General features: G+C 65.9%; 12 protein-coding genes. 5 read left to right on the top strand and 7 right to left on the bottom strand.

What is annotated here, in order from left to right; genetic code table 11:
- Nucleotides 1-111: 111 nt before the first annotated feature.
- The 3 genes from B059_RS0106460 to B059_RS0106450 form a co-directional block, all read right to left on the bottom strand.
- Nucleotides 112-1,002 carry a TauD/TfdA family dioxygenase gene (locus B059_RS0106460; RefSeq protein WP_018077433.1) on the bottom strand — a complete coding sequence of 297 codons (891 nt, stop codon included), beginning with the start codon at nucleotides 1,000-1,002 and terminating at the stop codon, nucleotides 112-114.
- A gap of 89 nt (nucleotides 1,003-1,091) precedes the next feature.
- Nucleotides 1,092-1,940: a putative RNA methyltransferase gene (locus B059_RS0106455; RefSeq protein ID WP_018077432.1), complete on the bottom strand. Its 849-nt coding sequence runs from the start codon at nucleotides 1,938-1,940 to the stop codon at nucleotides 1,092-1,094.
- Complete coding sequence (locus tag B059_RS0106450) at nucleotides 1,937-2,308, bottom strand: hypothetical protein (RefSeq protein ID WP_018077431.1); 372 nt, start codon at nucleotides 2,306-2,308, stop codon at nucleotides 1,937-1,939. Before B059_RS0106450 ends, B059_RS0106455 begins: the two co-directional genes overlap by 4 nt.
- Nucleotides 2,309-2,528: 220 nt before the next feature.
- On the opposite strand from B059_RS0106450, the gene B059_RS18775 reads away from it, so the two are divergent.
- Nucleotides 2,529-4,922, top strand: a complete 2,394-nt coding sequence (locus tag B059_RS18775; protein ID WP_018077430.1) for a hypothetical protein — start codon at nucleotides 2,529-2,531, stop codon at nucleotides 4,920-4,922.
- Between the two features lie 165 nt (nucleotides 4,923-5,087).
- Here the strand turns inward: B059_RS18775 and B059_RS0106440 are convergent, their stop codons facing one another.
- The 4 genes from B059_RS0106440 to ppk1 all read right to left on the bottom strand — a co-directional run bounded on the left by B059_RS0106440 (nucleotide 5,088) and on the right by ppk1 (nucleotide 11,304).
- A complete protein-coding gene (locus B059_RS0106440; protein WP_018077429.1) occupies nucleotides 5,088-5,834 on the bottom strand; it encodes an SAM-dependent methyltransferase in 747 nt (248 codons plus the stop codon).
- Nucleotides 5,835-6,011: 177 nt separating this feature from the next.
- Nucleotides 6,012-7,100, bottom strand: coding sequence for an LLM class flavin-dependent oxidoreductase (locus B059_RS0106435; protein ID WP_245538741.1), 1,089 nt, complete (start codon nucleotides 7,098-7,100; stop codon nucleotides 6,012-6,014).
- A gap of 158 nt (nucleotides 7,101-7,258) precedes the next feature.
- Complete coding sequence (gene htpG, locus B059_RS0106430; protein WP_018077427.1) at nucleotides 7,259-9,154, bottom strand: molecular chaperone HtpG; 1,896 nt, start codon at nucleotides 9,152-9,154, stop codon at nucleotides 7,259-7,261.
- A gap of 83 nt (nucleotides 9,155-9,237) precedes the next feature.
- Nucleotides 9,238-11,304, bottom strand: coding sequence for a polyphosphate kinase 1 (ppk1, locus tag B059_RS0106425; RefSeq protein ID WP_018077426.1), 2,067 nt, complete (start codon nucleotides 11,302-11,304; stop codon nucleotides 9,238-9,240).
- 63 nt (nucleotides 11,305-11,367) lie between these two features.
- Between ppk1 and B059_RS0106420 the strand changes: the two genes are divergently transcribed.
- The 4 genes from B059_RS0106420 to B059_RS0106405 all read left to right on the top strand — a co-directional run bounded on the left by B059_RS0106420 (nucleotide 11,368) and on the right by B059_RS0106405 (nucleotide 17,287).
- A complete protein-coding gene (locus B059_RS0106420; protein ID WP_018077425.1) occupies nucleotides 11,368-12,888 on the top strand; it encodes a CYTH and CHAD domain-containing protein in 1,521 nt (506 codons plus the stop codon).
- 83 nt (nucleotides 12,889-12,971) lie between these two features.
- On the top strand, nucleotides 12,972-13,664 hold the full coding sequence (locus tag B059_RS0106415) for a response regulator transcription factor (protein ID WP_018077424.1): 693 nt from the start codon (nucleotides 12,972-12,974) through the stop codon (nucleotides 13,662-13,664).
- Nucleotides 13,661-15,337 carry a FecR family protein gene (locus B059_RS18770; RefSeq protein WP_018077423.1) on the top strand — a complete coding sequence of 559 codons (1,677 nt, stop codon included), beginning with the start codon at nucleotides 13,661-13,663 and terminating at the stop codon, nucleotides 15,335-15,337. Before B059_RS0106415 ends, B059_RS18770 begins: the two co-directional genes overlap by 4 nt.
- Nucleotides 15,338-15,343: 6 nt before the next feature.
- Entirely contained in the window at nucleotides 15,344-17,287 is a 1,944-nt protein-coding gene (locus tag B059_RS0106405) for a CHASE2 domain-containing protein (protein ID WP_018077422.1), read from the top strand.
- Nucleotides 17,288-17,424 lie beyond the last annotated feature (137 nt).

The raw sequence follows: 17,424 nt of genomic DNA, 5'->3' as shown, positions 1-17,424 counted from the left end.
AAACCGCGCTGCTGCCGTCGGCGAATTGCCCGTCGGTTCGCTGCGCGCCGGCGCGCAGCGCGTGTCGGCGAAACCCGTGGCCGGGGCTGATTGCCCTAAGATCCGCCCGGCTCAAACCGGGCAGTCGAAGTCGACCCGGTCATGGAAGCGGGCGCGGAAGAGCAGCCGCTTTTGCGCGGCATCGTCGCTGTCCACCAGCTTTTCCCGGGTATGCAGCACATTGTTCGAAATCAGGCCCATTCCGGATTCCAGCCGGCCTTCGATGACCTGCGCCGGCTCGTCCGAAATCAGCGACTCCAGCGCTTTCCTGGCGGCGGCGACGTCGGCGTCCCCGGACCAGGCCATGTCCGTTTTCCTGAAGGAAAAGCGGTGGCACAGATGGCCGTCGGCGTTGGTCCAGAAAACCTTTCCGCCCCGCTGCGGGTCGATCTCGCCGGTGGCGGGGTTGCGGTAATTGAAGCAGTCCCTGTTCATCAAGACATCGAGGGCGCCGGGATCCTTGTCCCTCAGGTGAATGTAGAGCACTTCGTGGTCCAGAACCTTGTTGCTGCCGCCTTCGACCGCGGGGCGCTTGCACAGCAGGAACAGCGCCTGGATGGGATTGCCCGATCCGTAATACGTGGCGTCGGTGTGCCAGTTGCAGTGCCGCGTGGAGAACGGCACGGCCCGGTTCAGGATGCCCGAATCGGTCAATTCGTCGGACTGCGCGTGGCGGGCCGACTTGTCGGTGCGGCTGACGCCGAGCTGCTGGCCCAGGGCGAGCAGGGAAGCCATTTCCAGCCCGGCGGCCCCGGCCGTGTAAACGCACATGTTGGCCCGTTCCACCGTTTCCATGATCCTGCGCTTCTCGGCAGGGGTCGGCGCGGTCATGTCGCCCAGTTCGACGACCAGCTCGCCGATATTCCGGGGATAGGCCGCCAGCTTCTCGTCGCGCCATCTCAGGTAGTCCTCGTCCGAGCCGAGGTCGAATCGGAGCGGGTATTTCAGGTTCCATCGTTTCATGAATCAGGCCTCGGTCAACAGGGGATATTAGGAGTCTCATATCTTATGATAAAAACAAGAAACGGGACCAGAGTGGTCCCCTGTGTCTGCTAGCCCAAGTCCCGTTCAAAACACGTCAGGCGTACATCCACGCTGAGCGACAGCGTCGCCAGTGCCGCTGCCGCCGCGCGGCCCTCGGCGCTGGCGCGGAAGAGATGCGGCGTCATCGCCAGCAGATCGGCAATCTGCTCGGTACTGGTCAGTTCGATCGGGAAGCGGAGCGCTTCCGACGGCCGGCGGATGAAGCCTGCCGGAGTCGACGGGTCGACCGGGCGCTCCGGCTTCAGGCTGGGGTAGATGATCTCGCGCAGTTCGCGCAGATGGCCGGGCCCGGCATCGAGCTGCAGCAGGCGGCCGCCCGGCTTGAGCACCCGTGCAAATTCCGCATACACAGGGAAGCCGAACAGACACAGCACGCGATCGAGCGTGCCCGGCAGTACCGGCAGCCTGGCGTTGGTTCCCACCACCCAGGTGGGGCGCCTGTCCTGTTTCGCGGCTGCCAGCACCGCCCATTTGGAAATATCCAGCCCCAGCAGCGCCAGGAGCTGCTCGTCCGGCACCGCCGCAGCCAGCTCGCGCAGGTAGTAGCCCTCGCCGCAGCCGGCATCGAGGCAGCTGCTCGCAAGGCCAGCAGGCAGATCGGCCAGCGCGGCGCGGCTCACCGCAGCGGCAAGCGGCCGATAAAAACCGGCCGCGAGAAAACGCCGCCGCGCCGCGACCATCTCCTTGCTGTCGCCGGGTTCGCGCGAACGCTTGTGCTGCACCGGCAGCAGGTGCGCGTAGCCCTGGCTGGCGATGTCGAAGCTGTGGCCGGATGCGCAGCGCCAAGCGGAGCCGCTGCGATGCAAAGGCTGGCCGTCCAGCGGACAGGCCAGCGCCTGGAACGGCGTGATGCTCATTGCAAGGCCGCCCGCAGCGCCTGCTCCGACACCGGGTAGCTCAGCACCGCATGGACGCGAAACAGCTCCAGCAGCTTGCCGATGTGGTCTGCTTCGCGCGGGTGCATGAACACGATCACCTTCGCCTGCGGCGCAAAGCGCTGCAGGGCGCGGATCGTGACGTCCAGGTTGGAGACGTTTGCGCCGGCGTAGTTGTTGCTCCAGCCGTAGACGAACTCGCCGACGAAGAAATCGGGCGGTTGCTTCTGCAGGGCGCGGTGAAGCGTGCGGGCGCTGGCGAAGCGCTCCGCTGCGATGCCGAGTTCCCGGTACAGGACGCTGAAATCGGGGTGGAAAGGGGATTCGATCAGGGAATAGAGGGTTTTCATGCTGGCGCGACAGTTTACACAACCGGATGGCGCACCGGCCCGGGCGGTTGCGACCCGAATCGCCATCGCGCGTCGGCCGCGCTGGTGCGACAGTCCGCCGTCAGCGTGGCGACCAGTGGAACCGCCTTCTGGCGAGACCCTCGTGCATCACGCCCCGGCGGCAGCTCCACGATTCCACCCTATACTCATGCTGGCACAATAAAAAACCAATTTCCGTATCATGAAAAAAAATCAGGCGATCCGATACCTCTCCCTGCTGCCTTTCGGATGGTTCGCCCTCGCGGCATCAGCATACGCCGAGGCGCTCCCTGCGAGCACGCAGGAATGGGGGGTCTACGCCAACCTGGCGGGAACGAGCTGGCGCGGCGGCAACCGCCAGGGCGACAACTTCGGGGCCAACTGGCGGATCACGGTCGAGTGGCGCGAAGTCGGCGTCGCGCTGATCGAGCGCTGGGAGTCGACCGACAACCAGTCCCGGCCGATGACGCATGTCATCACCCGCGGCGACCAGCCCGGCGAGCTGCGCCTTGCCGCGACCAACGGCGTGTGCGCCAGCCGCACCGGCACGGTGCGGCCCGACGGCAGCGTGCTGTTCGTCTGCAATGGCTTCTTCAAATGGCCCATGCACGTGGTGGCGCCGCGGGATGGCGTGTGGGAGCAGCACTACGTCAGCCTGAAGGGTTCGGAGGTGGCCGGCATCAAGGATGTCTGGCGCTTCCAGAGCCAGTCCGGCGCCAAGCTTGATGACCCACGTGTGGCGTCGGCGGCGGCAGGAATGAGCGGAAGCGGAGGCCCTGCGAAGAAAACCGAAGAGGCAAGCCAGGGGCAAGGGCCTGATCCAGCCGTCGCCGCGGCCGAGCCGGCTTCGCCCCTGGCGGCGGACTGGGGCGTCTACGCGAGCATCGTGGGCAAGGACTGGCGGGGCGCCAGCAACGTGTCGATCCGCTGGACCAAGCCGGGTGAAGAACTGGTCGAGACGTGGACCTACGGTGCGGAGCGAGGGGACTATGCAGGCAAGCAGCAGCTTGTTGCGACGATCCGGCGGGGAGAGAAACCCGGCAGCCTCGTCCTCAGCCTGGACAGAGAGGTCGCGGAGACGCGGACGCTCACGGGAAAAATCAGGGCGGATGGCTCAATCCAGTTGTTAAAGCCGGGGCTCATCCTGGACCAGCGGCTTTACACCATGTCTCTGCCGAGCCCGTCACGCCTGGAGCATTTTCTCGTTCCCCCGGGGAATACCATGAGGACGACACTGTATCTCGCCGGGAGCGATGACGCGCCTCGTGGCGATCGGCAGCGACCAAGCGAAACCTGGGGCGCCTACGCGGATCTTGCAGGAAAGCACTGGCGCCTGGTCGACGACAAATACAAGCGTCTCCTGAGCTTCGACTGGATCGTGCCGGGAGACGCGATGTACGTGCGTACGCACAGTCTTGCCGCTGACCACGTGGAAACGCATCACGTCGCACGATCCCCAGGGACAGGGAAGCTGAACGCAGAACCCAGCCTGTGGGGCTCATGGAAAGCCGACGTCACCCTTGACGGCGATCGCTCGATCACGCTGGAAACCAAAGGCCTATTTGGATGGCGCATGTCCTTTGCCAGGACGGCCGATGGTGGCTTCGAGTACTCGGACGGTGGATACACGGGCAGCATGGTCATGGTGAGCAACGACGAAGTCCCGCACCTGATCGCCGCGGCAAAGGAAGCGAAAGTGCAACGCGAGCGCGAGGAGCGGCAGAGAAAGCGGGAACGGCACGAGGCCTTCAACACTGCGTTGACGGTGGTGAACTCGGCGCTGGTCGCCACCAACGAAACCCTGAAGCAGCAGGCCGAGGCCGATCGCCAACGTCTGCAGCGGGAGCGCGAGCGTATGGCCGAAGTCTTGCGCCAGCAAGCCGCCGCAGAGGAGCGTCAGCGTGCCGAAGCATCGCGTCAGCGAGCCGCCGACATGGAGCGGGTACGCCAATTGCAGGCACAACAGGATTTCGAGCGGCAGCAGCGCGCCCAGCAACAGACACAGCAACCGCAGCAAGGGGCTCAGCGCAATGCCGGGGCACAGCAGATGGCACAGCAACAGCAACAGCGACGCGCGGAAGAAACCCGCCGCCGCGAAGCCGCCGAGGCCGAGCGCAAGCGGCAGCAGGATGCCGACACCGAGCGCCGCCGCCGGGAAGAAGCCGCCCAGCGGCAGCGGGCGGACGAGGCAATGCTCGCGCGCAGCAAGCAGCTGGAAGAGGCGCTGAGGCGGCAGGAGGAAGAAGCGCGCAACCGGCCAGTTGTCTACCGGGAGGGCATCACCCTATGCGCCCCGCCCCAGAATGGCGGCAAGGCATGGCTGTGCAAAGGTCCGCTGCAAAACGTGAGCGGCGTGCCCGACACCCAGTCCGGCAACGTGGCCGTGCGCCAGGCGTGCGGGGGCAACAACATCCGCGACCTCGGCATGGTGGCGGGCTACCGCGCTTACGGTTGCGGCTTCGGCATCCATCCCACCGACCGCGACGCTCCCAACCGCGATGTTCCCGCGAGCCTGGGTGTCAACCATGTTCCGGGACGGGGCACTTTCTACTGCAATCCGACCCAGGTCTTTGTCTACTGCAAAGGCGGGCGGTGAAGGCTGCGGCCCTCGCCGCGGTTACGGGGCAGAGCGCATCTGCGGCAAGGGCCAACTGAGAGATCCGCTACGAGAGCCTGGGAAAATGGAGTCTGACCTCGTTGCGCATCGGCCTCTTAAGCATAATCAACGTTCCGTCCCAGGGCGTCGCCGAGCCCTCCCTCGTCACCGCGCCATCAGCGCGAACACGCCCCAGCCCAGGTATTCGCTGGTGTAAGTCGCGTAGCGTTCGGGTTCCGAGGTCAGTTGCGCTCGAACCTCTTCGGCGAGCGCGTCCTCGGGATTGGCTTCGAGCCATCGGCGCATCGTGAGCCACTTGGCCGCCTCGTATCTGTCCCAGCTGTCCTGGTCAGCCAGAACCATTTCAACGACGTCGTAGCCAAGGGTGTGGAAAGACGCGAGAAATTCAGGAAGCAGCAGAAAGTCGGAGATCGCGTTGGCACGACACCCCTTGGCTACCTCTTCCGTCGGCGGCAACTGCCGCCAGAAGGGCTCGCCGATGAGAATGATCCCGCCCGGGCTGAGGCTTTGCGCCAGAAGCCCGATCGTGCCGGCGACGCCTCCGGCTATCCAACTGGCACCCACACAGGCTGCCACATCGACCTTCTCGTCCGTGACGTAGCCGGCGGCATCGCCATGGATGAAGTTCAGTTGGCCGGCAACGCCGAGTTCCTCGGCACGGCGTTTCGCCTGCTCGGTGAACAGCTGGCTCAGGTCGATGCCGGTGCCGACGATCGCGTGATCGCGTGCCCAGGTGCAAAGCATCTCCCCCGAACCGCTGCCGAGGTCGAGCACTCGCGCCCCCGCTTCCAGACGCAGCGCCGCGCCGAGTGTGGCGAGCTTTTCGGGGGTGAACGGGTTGTGGATGCGGTGAGCGCTTTCAGTGATGTTGAAGATTCGTGGGATGTCCACTGCGGATAGCCTCCTTGGCGTGATGGTTCACCCGGCCGCGCTGCTGTTGCAATGTGAGAGCCGCGAAAACCATGGTCTGAGCTAACCCGGGTTTCTCGGACAGGTTAATCAAGCACCCTGCCACTCGCGCTTCACTTGATCGGTGGCTTGCCCTCAGTCCCCTTAGTTAGAGCCGTATTAAAGTAGTGAAGGCTTCATCGCCTCGGCGATCAATTCAAGCGAGCGAAGACGCGCTTGATGCTCGTAGACGTCGGAGACGATCATGACTTCGTCTACACCGGTGTCCGCAATAAAAGATTGCAGCCCGGTTCGCACGGTGTCGACCGAGCCGAAGACCGAGTGCTTCAACATATGCATCGCCCGAGCCTTTTCGCCCGCTGACCAATAGGTGTCGATATCGTCGATGGGCGGCTTGCTCAGCCCACGCCGCCCGCCGACCAGATCCGCAAAAGACATCTGTTGCGTGGTTGCAAGCCGTTTGGCTTCGGCGTCTGTATCGGCAGCGATGATGTTGATGCCGGCAACCGCATAGGGCTGGGCAAGCTGTTTGGACGGTTTGAAGCGGCTGCGGTAAATTTCCAGAGCGGGCATTAGCATGTCCGGTGCAAAGTGCGAAGCGAAGGCATAAGGCAAGCCGAGCTCCGCCGCCAGCGTCGCCCCGAAATTACTGGATCCCAGTATCCACAGGGGTACGTTGGTGCCAGTGCCCGGCACCGCGAGGATGCGCTGGTCGGGCGTGGCCGGACCAAGAAACGCCTGAAGCTCCTGAACATCTTGCGGGAAATGGTCCGACGCGTTGGCGGCGCGGCGCATCGCCCGCACCGCGACCTGGTCGGTGCCCGGCGCGCGGCCGAGTCCCAGGTCGATGCGCCCGGGATAGAGCCACTCCAGCGTGCCGAATTGTTCGGCAATGATGTAGGGCGCGTGATTGGGCAACATGATGCCACCAGCCCCGACCCGGATCGTCTTGGTGCCGCCAGCGATGTGGGCGATAACAATGGAGGTCGCGGCGCTGGCAATGCCTTCCATGTTGTGATGCTCAGCCGCCCATACGCGCTTGTAGCCCCAGCGCTCCGCATGGGCCGCCATGTCGCGTGCATTGTTAAGTGCTGCACCCGCGTCCGTCTCTTCGGTAACGCGGACCAGCTCGAGAATGGAAAATGCTGTCATTTCGGATTGTTCCCGTTGCTGAATGTTCAATCGCGTCAAGCGTTTGGCCAAAGCTGTGCGCCGATCGTGTGCCCGAACGATATCCAGCGCGATCAAGGGATAAGCGCGGACGACATTGGGGCGGCTAGGATTGCAGCATTCAACTGCTAGCGCAACAGCGTGACAAGGTTGGCGGAACGTAAAAGCGCGACTGATCTCTCAGTCGCGCCGGATACACCATACAAGGTGGTTCGCGTTGAGGAGAGTTCGATTTCTCAGCCCGGCAACATCGCCAGCAACCCATTCAAGCGCCGCACAAAGCTCGCCGGGTCATCCAACTGGCCACCTTCTGCCAGCAGCGCCTGCTCGAACAGCAGGTTGGCCCAGTCCTTGAAGCGGTCTTCGTCGGATTCGCTGTCGAGGCGCGTGACCAAGGCGTGGCTCGGGTTGATCTCCAGCGTGGGCTTGACGCTGGGCGCGGCCTGGCCGGCGGCCTTCAAGAGGCGTTCGAGGTTGGCGCTCATGTCGCCTTCGCCGGTGACGAGGCAGGCGGGCGAGTCGGTCAGCCGATGCGTGACGCGGACGTCCTTCACGCGCTCGCCGAGCGTCGCTTTGATGCGCTCGACCAGCGGCTTCATCGACTCCTCGGCTTCCTTCTGCGCGGTCTTCTCGGCTTCGTCTTCGAGGCTGCCTAAGTCGAGGCCGCCCTTGGCGACGGACTTCAAGGGCTTGCCGTCGAATTCATTCAGGTTGCCGGTCAGCCATTCGTCGACGCGGTCGGACAGCAGCAGGACTTCGATGCCTTTCTTGCGGAAGATTTCGAGGTGCGGGCTGTGCTGGGCGGCGGCGAAGCTGTCGGCGGTGATGTAGTAGATCGCGGTCTGGCCTTCCTTCATGCGGCCGATGTAGTCCTTCAGCGAGACGATCTGGGCGTCGGTGTCGGCGTGGGTGGAGGCAAATCTGAGCAAGCCGGCGATCTTCTCGCGGTTGGCGAAGTCCTCGCCCGGGCCTTCCTTCATCACCTTGCCGAAGGCGTTCCAGAAGCCGGCGTATTTCTCCGGCTGGTTCTCGGCCATGTCTTCGAGCAGGCCCAGCACCTTCTTCACCGAGCCGTTCTTGATGGCGTCGATGTCGCGGCTCGACTGCAGGATTTCGCGCGAGACGTTGAGCGGAAGGTCAGCCGAGTCGATCACCCCGCGGACGAAGCGCAGGTATTGCGGCATCAGTTGTTCGGCATCGTCCATGATGAAGACGCGGCGCACGTACAGCTTGATCCCATGGCGCTTCTCGCGGTCCCACAGGTCGAACGGCGCGTGCGACGGCAGGTAGAGCAGCGAGATGTATTCCTGCTTGCCCTCGACGCGGTTGTGCGACCACGCCAGCGGCGGCTCGAAGTCGTGGGCGACGTGCTTGTAGAACTCGTTGTATTCGTCGTCGCTGACGTCCTTCTTGGCGCGCGCCCACAGGGCGGAGGCCTTGTTGACGGTCTCGTCCTCGTCGGTGGGGATTTCCACGCCGTCCTTCCATTCGGTCTTCTTCATCACGATGGGTAGCGTGATGTGGTCGGAATAGGTGCGGATGACCGACTTGATCTTGTAATCCGACAGGAACTCGTCCTCGCCTTCGCGCAGATGCAGCACGATCTCGGTGCCGCGCTCGGGTTTGTCGACGGTTTCCAGCGTGTAGTCGCCGGCGCCCTCGGATTCCCAGCGCACGCCGTGCTCGGACGTGAGGCCGGCGCGGCGGGTGGTGAGTGTCACGCGGTCGGCGACGATGAAGGCGGAGTAGAAGCCGACGCCGAACTGGCCGATCAACGCGGCGTCCTTCTGTTGGTCGCCGGAGAGCTGGCTGAAGAATTCGCGGGTGCCGGATTTCGCAATCGTGCCGATGTGCTCGATGACTTCCTGCCGGCTCATGCCGATGCCGTTGTCGCTGATGGTGAGTGTGCGTGCTTCGCGGTCGAAGGCGACGCGGATTTTCAGCTCGGGGTCGTTCTCGAACAGCGCGCCATCCGACAGCCCTTCGAAGCGCAGCTTGTCGGCGGCGTCGGAGGCGTTGGAAATCAGTTCGCGCAGGAAGATGTCCTTGTTGGAATACAAGGAATGGATCATCAGCTGCAGCAGCTGCTTGACTTCGGCCTGGAAGCCGAGGGTTTCTTTGGTGGCGGACATGCCTTGATCTCCCGTCAAATACACATAAGGTGGAACGGGAAATGAGGGCGGTGATGGCGGGTTTCAAGTCCCCGCCGCCGGGATCACTTCTTGTCGGACAGCAGCGCCAGCAGCTCGTTCTGTGCGTTGTAGGCCTTGGCGCGGCGCTTGGCGCGGCGGCGGTAGCTGCCGTCCGGCTGCATTTCCCAGGTTTGCACGTTGTCGCGCAGGTAGGGCTTGAGGCCCTCGGAGATGACGCGTTTTTTCAGCTTGGGGTTGAGGATGGGGAAGCCGGTTTCGATGCGGCGGAAGAAGTTACGGTCCATCCAGTCGGCGGAGGACAGATACACCTGCTCGTCGCCGCCGTTTCTGAAATAGAAGATGCGTGTGTGTTCGAGGAAGCGCCCGACGATGGAGCGCACGCGGATGTTCTCCGACAGGCCGGCGATGCCCGGTTTCAGCGCGCACACGCCACGGATGATGAGGTTGATCTTCACCCCGGCCTGCGAGGCGGCGTAGAGGGCGGCGATGACCTGCGGTTCGAGCAGCGCGTTCATCTTGGCGACGATGGCGGCGGGCTTGCCGGCGGCGGCCAGCTCGGCCTCGTGGTTGATCGCGGCGACGACCTCGCTGTGCAGGGTGAACGGCGACTGCCACAGACGCTTCAGCTTGCCGGCCTTGCCGAGCCCGGTGATCTGGGTGAACAGGCTGCCGACGTCGGCGGTCATCGCATCGTCGGCGGTCAGCAAGCCGAAGTCGGTGTACAGGCGCGCAGTGCGGGCGTGGTAGTTGCCGGTGCCCAGATGCGCGTAGCGGCGCAGGCCACCGTCCTCGCGGCGGACGACGAGCGCGAGCTTGGCGTGGGTCTTGTGGCCGACCACGCCGTATACGACATGGGCGCCGGCCTCTTCCAGCTGGGCGGCCCAGTTGATGTTGGCTTCCTCGTCGAAGCGCGCCATCAGCTCGACCACCACGGTGACCTCCTTGCCCGATTGCGCGGCGCGGATCAGCGCCTGCATCAGCTGCGAATCGGTGCCGGTGCGGTAGACCGTCTGGCGGATGGCGACGACGTGGGGGTCGGCGGCGGCCTGCTCGATGAAGTCGATCACCGGCTGGAAGGATTCGAACGGGTGGTGCAGCAGGATGTCGCCCTTGCGGATCTGCGCGAAGATGTCTGTGTCCTTGGCAAGCTGCGCCGGCAGGGCAGGGACGAAAGGGGAGAACTTGAGGTCGGGGCGATCGACCCAGTCGGGCACCTGCATCAGTCGCACCAGGTTGACCGGGCCACGCTCCTGGTAGAGGGCATCGGCGTCGAGTTCGAATTGCTCGAGCAGGAACGCCGCCATCGAGGCCGAGCAGTTGTCGGCCACTTCCAGCCGCACTGCCGCGCCGAAATGCCGCTGCGGCAGTTCGCCCTGCAGCGCCTTGCGCAGGTTCTTGGTTTCCTCCTCGTCGACGAACAGGTCGGAGTTGCGGGTGACGCGAAACTGGTAGCAGCCTTCCACCGTCATGCCGGTGAAAAGTTCGCCGACGTGGGCATGCAGGACCGATGACAGAAAGACGAAGCCGTATTCGCAGCCGGCGACGTCCTCCGGCAGCCGGATCACGCGTGGCAGTGCGCGCGGCGCCTGCACCACTGCGGCGCCGGAATTGCGGCCGAAGGCATCGCGGCCCGACAGCTCGACGGCGAAGTTGAGGCTCTTGTTGAGCACGCGCGGGAAGGGGTGCGAAGGGTCGAGCCCGACCGGGGTGAGCACCGGCATCAGTTCGCGGAAAAAGTAGTCGCGGATCCACGCCGCCTGCGTTTCGCTCCAGTGCGTACGGCGGAAGAAGTGGATGTCCTGTTCCGCCAGCAGGGGAATGATCTCCTCGTTGAACAGTTCGTACTGCCGGGCGACCAGCGCGCGTGCGGTCTCGGATACCGCCCGGTACTGCTGACGCGGCGTCATGCCGTCCGGCGAGCGCTGGGTCAGGTTGGCGCGGATCTGCTCCTTGAGCCCGGCCACCCGCACCTCGAAGAATTCGTCCATGTTGCTGGAAAAGATGCAGAGAAACTTCAGCCGCTCCAGTAAGGGCATGTCAGGGTCGTCGGCCTGGGCCAGCACGCGGCGCTGAAACTCGAGGATGCCGAGTTCGCGGTTGATGAGAGTGTCGGGGCTGGGAGAGTTCATGATTTAGTATCGAGGATGAGCTTCAATGATAAGCGCCCGTTTCAATCATGACATGACAGTTATATGACAACATCACAGCCGGTCGAAATCGAGCTCAAGCTGGCGCTGCTACCGCAGCGGGTGGCGGCATTCACGAAGCTGATGGCGCGGCAGCGCAACGCACCGGTGCAGGAGGAACTCATCACGCGTTATTTCGATACGCCGGATTTTTCCCTGAGCGCACTCGGCGTGGCGGTCAGGGTGCGGCGGGCCGGGCGGCACTGGTTGCAAACGCTGAAAACCGAGGGCGAACGGCACGGCGGCCTGTCGCGGCGCCCCGAATACGAAATGCCGATATCCCGCAGCAAGCCGGACTGGGAAAAGTTTCCGCCCGAAGCGCGGGCGCTGGTGCCGGAGGCACTGCGTGCACAGCTGGTGGTGGTGTTCGAAACGCGCTTCAACCGCACGGCCTGGCTGATCGACAACCATGGCGGCGCGGAAATCGAAGTGGCGCTGGACGTGGGCGAGGTGCGCGCCGGCCGGCGCAGCCAGCCGATTTGCGAGATCGAGCTCGAACTCAGGGCCGGCCAGCCGGATGCCTTGTTTGTACTGGCGCAGGGCTGGGCGCGGCGGCTCGACTGCGTGCCGCTGGATGACAGCAAGGCCGATCGGGGCGTGCGCCTGGCGCGCGGCGAGGAGACAACGCCGGCCAAATCGGCGCCGCTGGCGCTGGACGGTGGAATGCGCGTGGAAGACGGCTTTGCCGCGATCTGCCAGGCCTGCGTGACGCAATTCCTGGCCAACCTGCCCGGGGTGCTGGCATCCGACGATATCGAATACGTGCACCAGGCACGGGTGGCGCTGCGGCGCCTGCGCGCGGCGCTGCGGCTGTACCGGGACGTGTGCGCGGTGCCGGATGCGTTGCTGGCAGACCTGCGCGCGCTGGCCGCCGCCCTCGGTTCTGCGCGCGACTGGGATGTGCTGTGCGGCGAGACGCTGCCGGCCATTGCGCCGCATTACGCCGACGCTGCCGCCTGGCAGCGCGGCTGGCAGGCACTGGAGGCGCATAGAGCCGGGGTGCGGGCGGCCATGCGGGTGGCGCTTGCGCAGGCGCATCCGGGCGCGTGGCTGCTGGCATTCCAGCGCTGGCTGCTGCAACGCGGCTGGCGCGCCGCCGCCGAAACGCAGCGCTTCGTCCAGTTGTCGCCATTGAAAAAGTGGGCGCGCCGGGCATTGCAGAAGGGGCATCGCCCCATCGTCCGCGGCGCACGCAAGTTCGGGCAGCTGCAGCCGGAACAGCGCCATGCCCTGCGCATTGCCATCAAGCGCCAGCGCTACGCGGCCGAGTTTTTCCAGGAATTGTTCGCCCGCAGTGGGCAGGTACGGTATCAGGCTGTGCTGCGGGATGCGCAGGACAGCCTGGGCCGCGCCAACGATGCGCGGGTGGCCTCGGGCTTGCTGGCCGAAGCCCGGCTGGACGCGGAGCCGATGGGGCAATTCGTGCTCGGCTGGCTGGCGGCGCAACAGGTGGCCGAGATGACCGACGCGGCCGGCGCAAATGCAAAGCATTTGCAAAATTTCATGGAAACGGCGCCTTACTGGTAGATTGCCACTAGTCCTGTTCTGGCTTTTCCGCCCACAATCCGCGCTCCATGAATACCGACATCCGGCTGTCATCGTATCCGACAATGAAAATCGCATTCCTGGAAGACGACGCGGCATTTGCCGCCGACATCATCGAATGGCTGGAGCAGGCCGGGCATAGCGTGAGCTGGTTCCGTTCCGGCCGCGAGTGCGTGCGCGCGCTCTCCGACGAACGCTACGACCTGTGCCTGTTCGACTGGATATTGCCCGACATCAGCGGCCCCGACGTCATGGCCAGCCTCAAGCTGAAAGGCACGCTGCCGCCGGTGCTGTTCCTGACCGGGCGCGACGCGGAGGAGGACGTGGTGCAGGTGATCCAGGCCGGCGCCGACGATTACATGGTCAAGCCGCCCGCGCGCAGCGTGCTGATCGCGCGCATCCACGCGGTGGCGCGGCGCTGCTCGGCGCAGTTGCGTCCGGAGCCGGTGCAGGACTTCGGTTCGGTCAAGGTGGATTTCGGCAACCGCAGGTTCGAACTGGACGGGCGGGCAGTGAAGCTGACCGAAAAGGAAACCGAGCTTGCGCTGTATTTCTTTGGCCGCGTTGGCATGCTGTTGCCGCGCGGGCACCTGATCCAGGTGGTGTGGGGGTCCAGCCCCGACATCGATACCCGCACTGTGGATGTCCACGTCAGCCACCTGCGCGGCAAGCTGAAGCTGATGCCGGAAAACGGCTGGCGGCTGACCTCGGTGTACCGTCAGGGCTATCGGCTGGAGCGTGTCGAAGAAGACGCATGACCGTGCGCGCCTGGCTTTGTTCGCTCGCCATTTTTCTGCTGGTCGCGCCGGTTGCGGCGGAATCCGCCGACCCCGGCCCGGAATGGCGTTATACGCTGCGGCCGGGCGACACCCTGATCGGCGTGTCGGCGCGTTATCTGGCACGTCCGGCCGACTGGCCGCGGGTGCAGCGCCACAACCGCATTGCCAATCCCTATCGCCTGGTTCCCGGCAGCGCCTTGCGCATCCCGCTTGCCTGGCTGCGGCATGCGCCGGCGCCGGCGGCCGTGGTCGCAGTGACGGGGCAGGTGCGGCTGCGCCTGCCCGATAACACCGAGCGCGCCTTGCAGGCGGGCGACCGGCTGGCCGCCGGGGCCAGCCTGAGCAGTGCCGCCAACAGCAGCGCAACGCTGCGTTTTGCCGATGATTCGGTGGTGGTGTTGCAGCCCGGTGCGCACATGACGCTCGACACCGTGAGCGTCTACGCCGGCGGCGGCATGGTCGATACCCGGCTGCGGCTGCAGCAGGGGCGCCTCGACGTCGGCGCCAATCCGCGCCGCAAGCCGGGCGGCCGCTTGCAGGTGATCACGCCGTCTGCGGTGGCGGCAGTGCGCGGCACCCGCTTCCGCGTCGCCGCGGAGCCGCGCGTGACCCGCGAAGAAACGCTGGAAGGGGAAGTGGGCCTGACAGCGGTCGGGCAACGTGTGGCCGTGATGGCGGGACAGGGCAGCCTGGCGGAAGCCGGCAAACCGCCGCATCCGCCGGTGGCGCTGCTGCCCGCGCCGGACGTGTCCGCACTGCCGCTGCGGGTCGAGACCCTGCCGCTGCGCTTTACGCTGCCGGCCATGGCGGGCGCGGTGTCGTGGCTGGGCCAGATCGCCTCCCGGGCAGACCATACTCCCGGCACCGGCGAGGCAGGGGACTTTGCGGCGGCGGATGCGCAGTTCGGGCCGCTGCTGCTGGAACAGGCCAGCGCGGCGCCACGGCTGAGCTTTGCCGACCTGCCCGATGGCCGCTACGTGCTGCGGGTGCGCGCGGCCGATACCCTGGGCCTACAGGGACGCGATGCCGTGCACGCATTCGAGCTCGACGCGCGTCCGTTTGCGCCGTTGCCGAGCGCGCCCGGCGCGCGCGTGCGCAGCGCGCAACCCTTGCTGCAATGGAGCGCGGTGGTGGGCGCGAGCGGTTACCGGGTCGAGCTGGCGCGCGATGCGGCGTTCGGCGAGATGCTGCTGGCCGGACGGACCACGGAAACGCGCCTGACTCCGCCCGGGGAATTGGCGCCCGGCGCCTACCACTGGCGGGTGGCGAGCATCGAAGCCGGTGAGCAGGGGCCGTTTTCGCTGCCGCAGCGCTTCATCTACGATCCGTTGCCGGGCGCACCCGAGCTCGGCCAGGCCGCCCCGGCGTTCGCGCAAGGCAGTCTCAAGCTCGCCTTGCCGCGGCCGCCCGCCGGTTTGCGCTATGAACTGGTGCTGGCGCGCGATGCCGAACGCACCCAGATCGTCTGGCAGGGCGACAGCGCCGATGGCCAGCTGCAGGCCTCGCCGCTCGATCCGGCGACGTATTACCTGGCGGCGCGGCTGGTCGAAGCCGACGGCACCGCGGGGCCTTACGCCACCCGGGTGATCGAGGCGCCGTCGCGCTTCCGCTGGGAAGCGCTGTTGCTGCTGCTGCCCTTGCTGGCCATGTAACCGCCCGTGCGTCGTGAACCGCTCCGGCTGCGTTTCCTGCGCAACGACCGCTTCTCCACGGCACTGATCCTGCTGACGATCGCGCTGCTGGTGACCGGCAGCGGCGTACTGAACCGGGTCGACAATCTGCTGTACGACCTCGGGCAGCGCCTGCACAGCCGGCCGCCGCCAGCGGATCTCGTCATCGTCGCCATCGACGAAGACAGTCTCTCCAAGCTTGGCCGCTGGCCGTGGTCGCGGCGCCTGCATGCCGCGCTGGTCGACCGCCTGCATGCCGACGGCGCGCGCGTGATCGGCCTCGATCTGGTATTCGCCGAGCCCGACACCGCCGATCAGCCCGCCGACGCGGCGCTGGCGGAAGCGGTGGCGCGGGCGGGCAATGTGGTGCTGCCGGTGTTGCTGGAAAGCAGCCGCGTCAACGGCCAGCTGCTGGAGACCCTGCCGCTGCCGCAGTTGCTGGAACAGGCGGCGGCACTGGGGCGGGTGCACGCCGAGCTGGACCAGGACGGCATTGCGCGCAGCATTTTTCTGTGGGAAGGCGTGGGCTCGCCGGTGTGGCCGCATTTTGCGCAGGCGGTGCTGGCCACCGCCGGCCAGCTGCCGGCATCGTTCAGCCGGATTCCGCCCGCCGCTGCCGATGCGATGCCGTTTGCCCTGGTGCGAGCGTCGCCGCGCCGCATCACGTTTCTGGGGCCGCCCGGGCATGTGCGGACATTGTCGTATGTGCAGGCGCTGACCGGCGAATTCGCCCCCGGCACTTTCCGCAACAAGATCGTACTGGTGGGCGCCACCGCGGCGGGCATGGGCGACCTGCTGCCGACACCGGTGTCGGGGCTGCGCCAGCCGATGCCGGGGGTGGAGGTGCACGCCAATGCGCTGGAGTCGATGCGGAGCGGTCATCTGGTGCGCGACGTGCCGCCCGCCGCCGCGCTGCTGGCCGCCGCGCTGCTGGCGCTGGCGCCGCTGCTGTGGCTGCCGCGCCTGAACCCCCTGGGCGGATTGCTGGCGAGCGCGCTATGGTTCGTGGCCGTGGCCGCGGCCGCCATCGCGCTGCCGTTCCGCGGCCAGGCCTGGATGCCGGTTGCCGGTGCGCTGCTGGCAATCCTGCTGGCTTATCCGGTATGGAGCTGGCGGCGCCTGGAGGGCGCCGGCCGCTTTCTCGACCACGAACTGAAACGGTTGCGCCAGGAGCTGGGGCCGGTGGTCGATGCCCAGCCGAGGATGCTGTCGCACGACCCGTTCGAGGCGCGTATCCAGCAGGTGCAGGCGGCGGCGCAGCGGTTGCGCCATCTGCAGGACGAGCAGCGCGAAACGCTGGCATTTATTTCGCACGACATCCGTGCGCCGCTGGCCTCCGCCCTGATGCAGCTCGACGCGCTGCCCGCCGCCGTACAAGCCCGCCTGCGCGACCCGCTGACCCGCGGCTTGACGCTGGCGGAAGAATTCCTGCGCACTTCGCGTGCCGAAATGCTGGACGCCGCCCGCTTCGAGGAACTCGACTTCGCCGCGCTGGTGCACCAGGCGATCGACGATGCGTTCGCGGCGGCGCGCGCCAAGGAGGTGCAGCTGGTGCGCCAGCTGCCCGACGATCCGCTGTGGGTACAGGGCGAGTTCGGCCTGCTGCATCGCGCCATACTCAATCTGGTGTTGAACGCGGTGCATTACGCGCCGGCGCATTCCAGCGTGACAGTGTGCTTGCGTTGCGCGGGGGTATGGGCCGAGGCCAGCGTGACCGACCATGGCCCCGGCATCGCCGCTGCCGATCGGGCGCGTCTGTTCCGCCGCTTCAGCCGCGTCGCAGAACAGACGACGGGCACCGGACTGGGGCTGTATTTCGTGCGCATCGTGGCGGAAAAACACGGCGGTACGGTCGAGCTCGCAAGCGAAGCGGGGAAATTCAGCTGCTTCACCCTGCGGCTGCCACTATCGAGGCGGCCAGGTAATGTTTGAGCCCGGCCGTGCTTTTCACGCCGTTCCATGCAGCCCGGCAAGCTGACCTTCAATGCCGTTTCAAACTTCACCAGGCCGGATCGGCAACGGGATTGTCATCTCGGGTGAGCCTGGCTGCGGCACAATAGGTGTGGCCC

Origin of the sequence: Thiobacillus denitrificans DSM 12475 (assembly GCF_000376425.1) — a bacterium.
Classification (GTDB): Bacteria; Pseudomonadota; Gammaproteobacteria; order Burkholderiales; family Thiobacillaceae; genus Thiobacillus; species Thiobacillus denitrificans.
The sequence above is the reverse complement of the archived record's forward strand: the minus strand, read 5'-3'. Positions and strand labels throughout refer to the sequence as shown.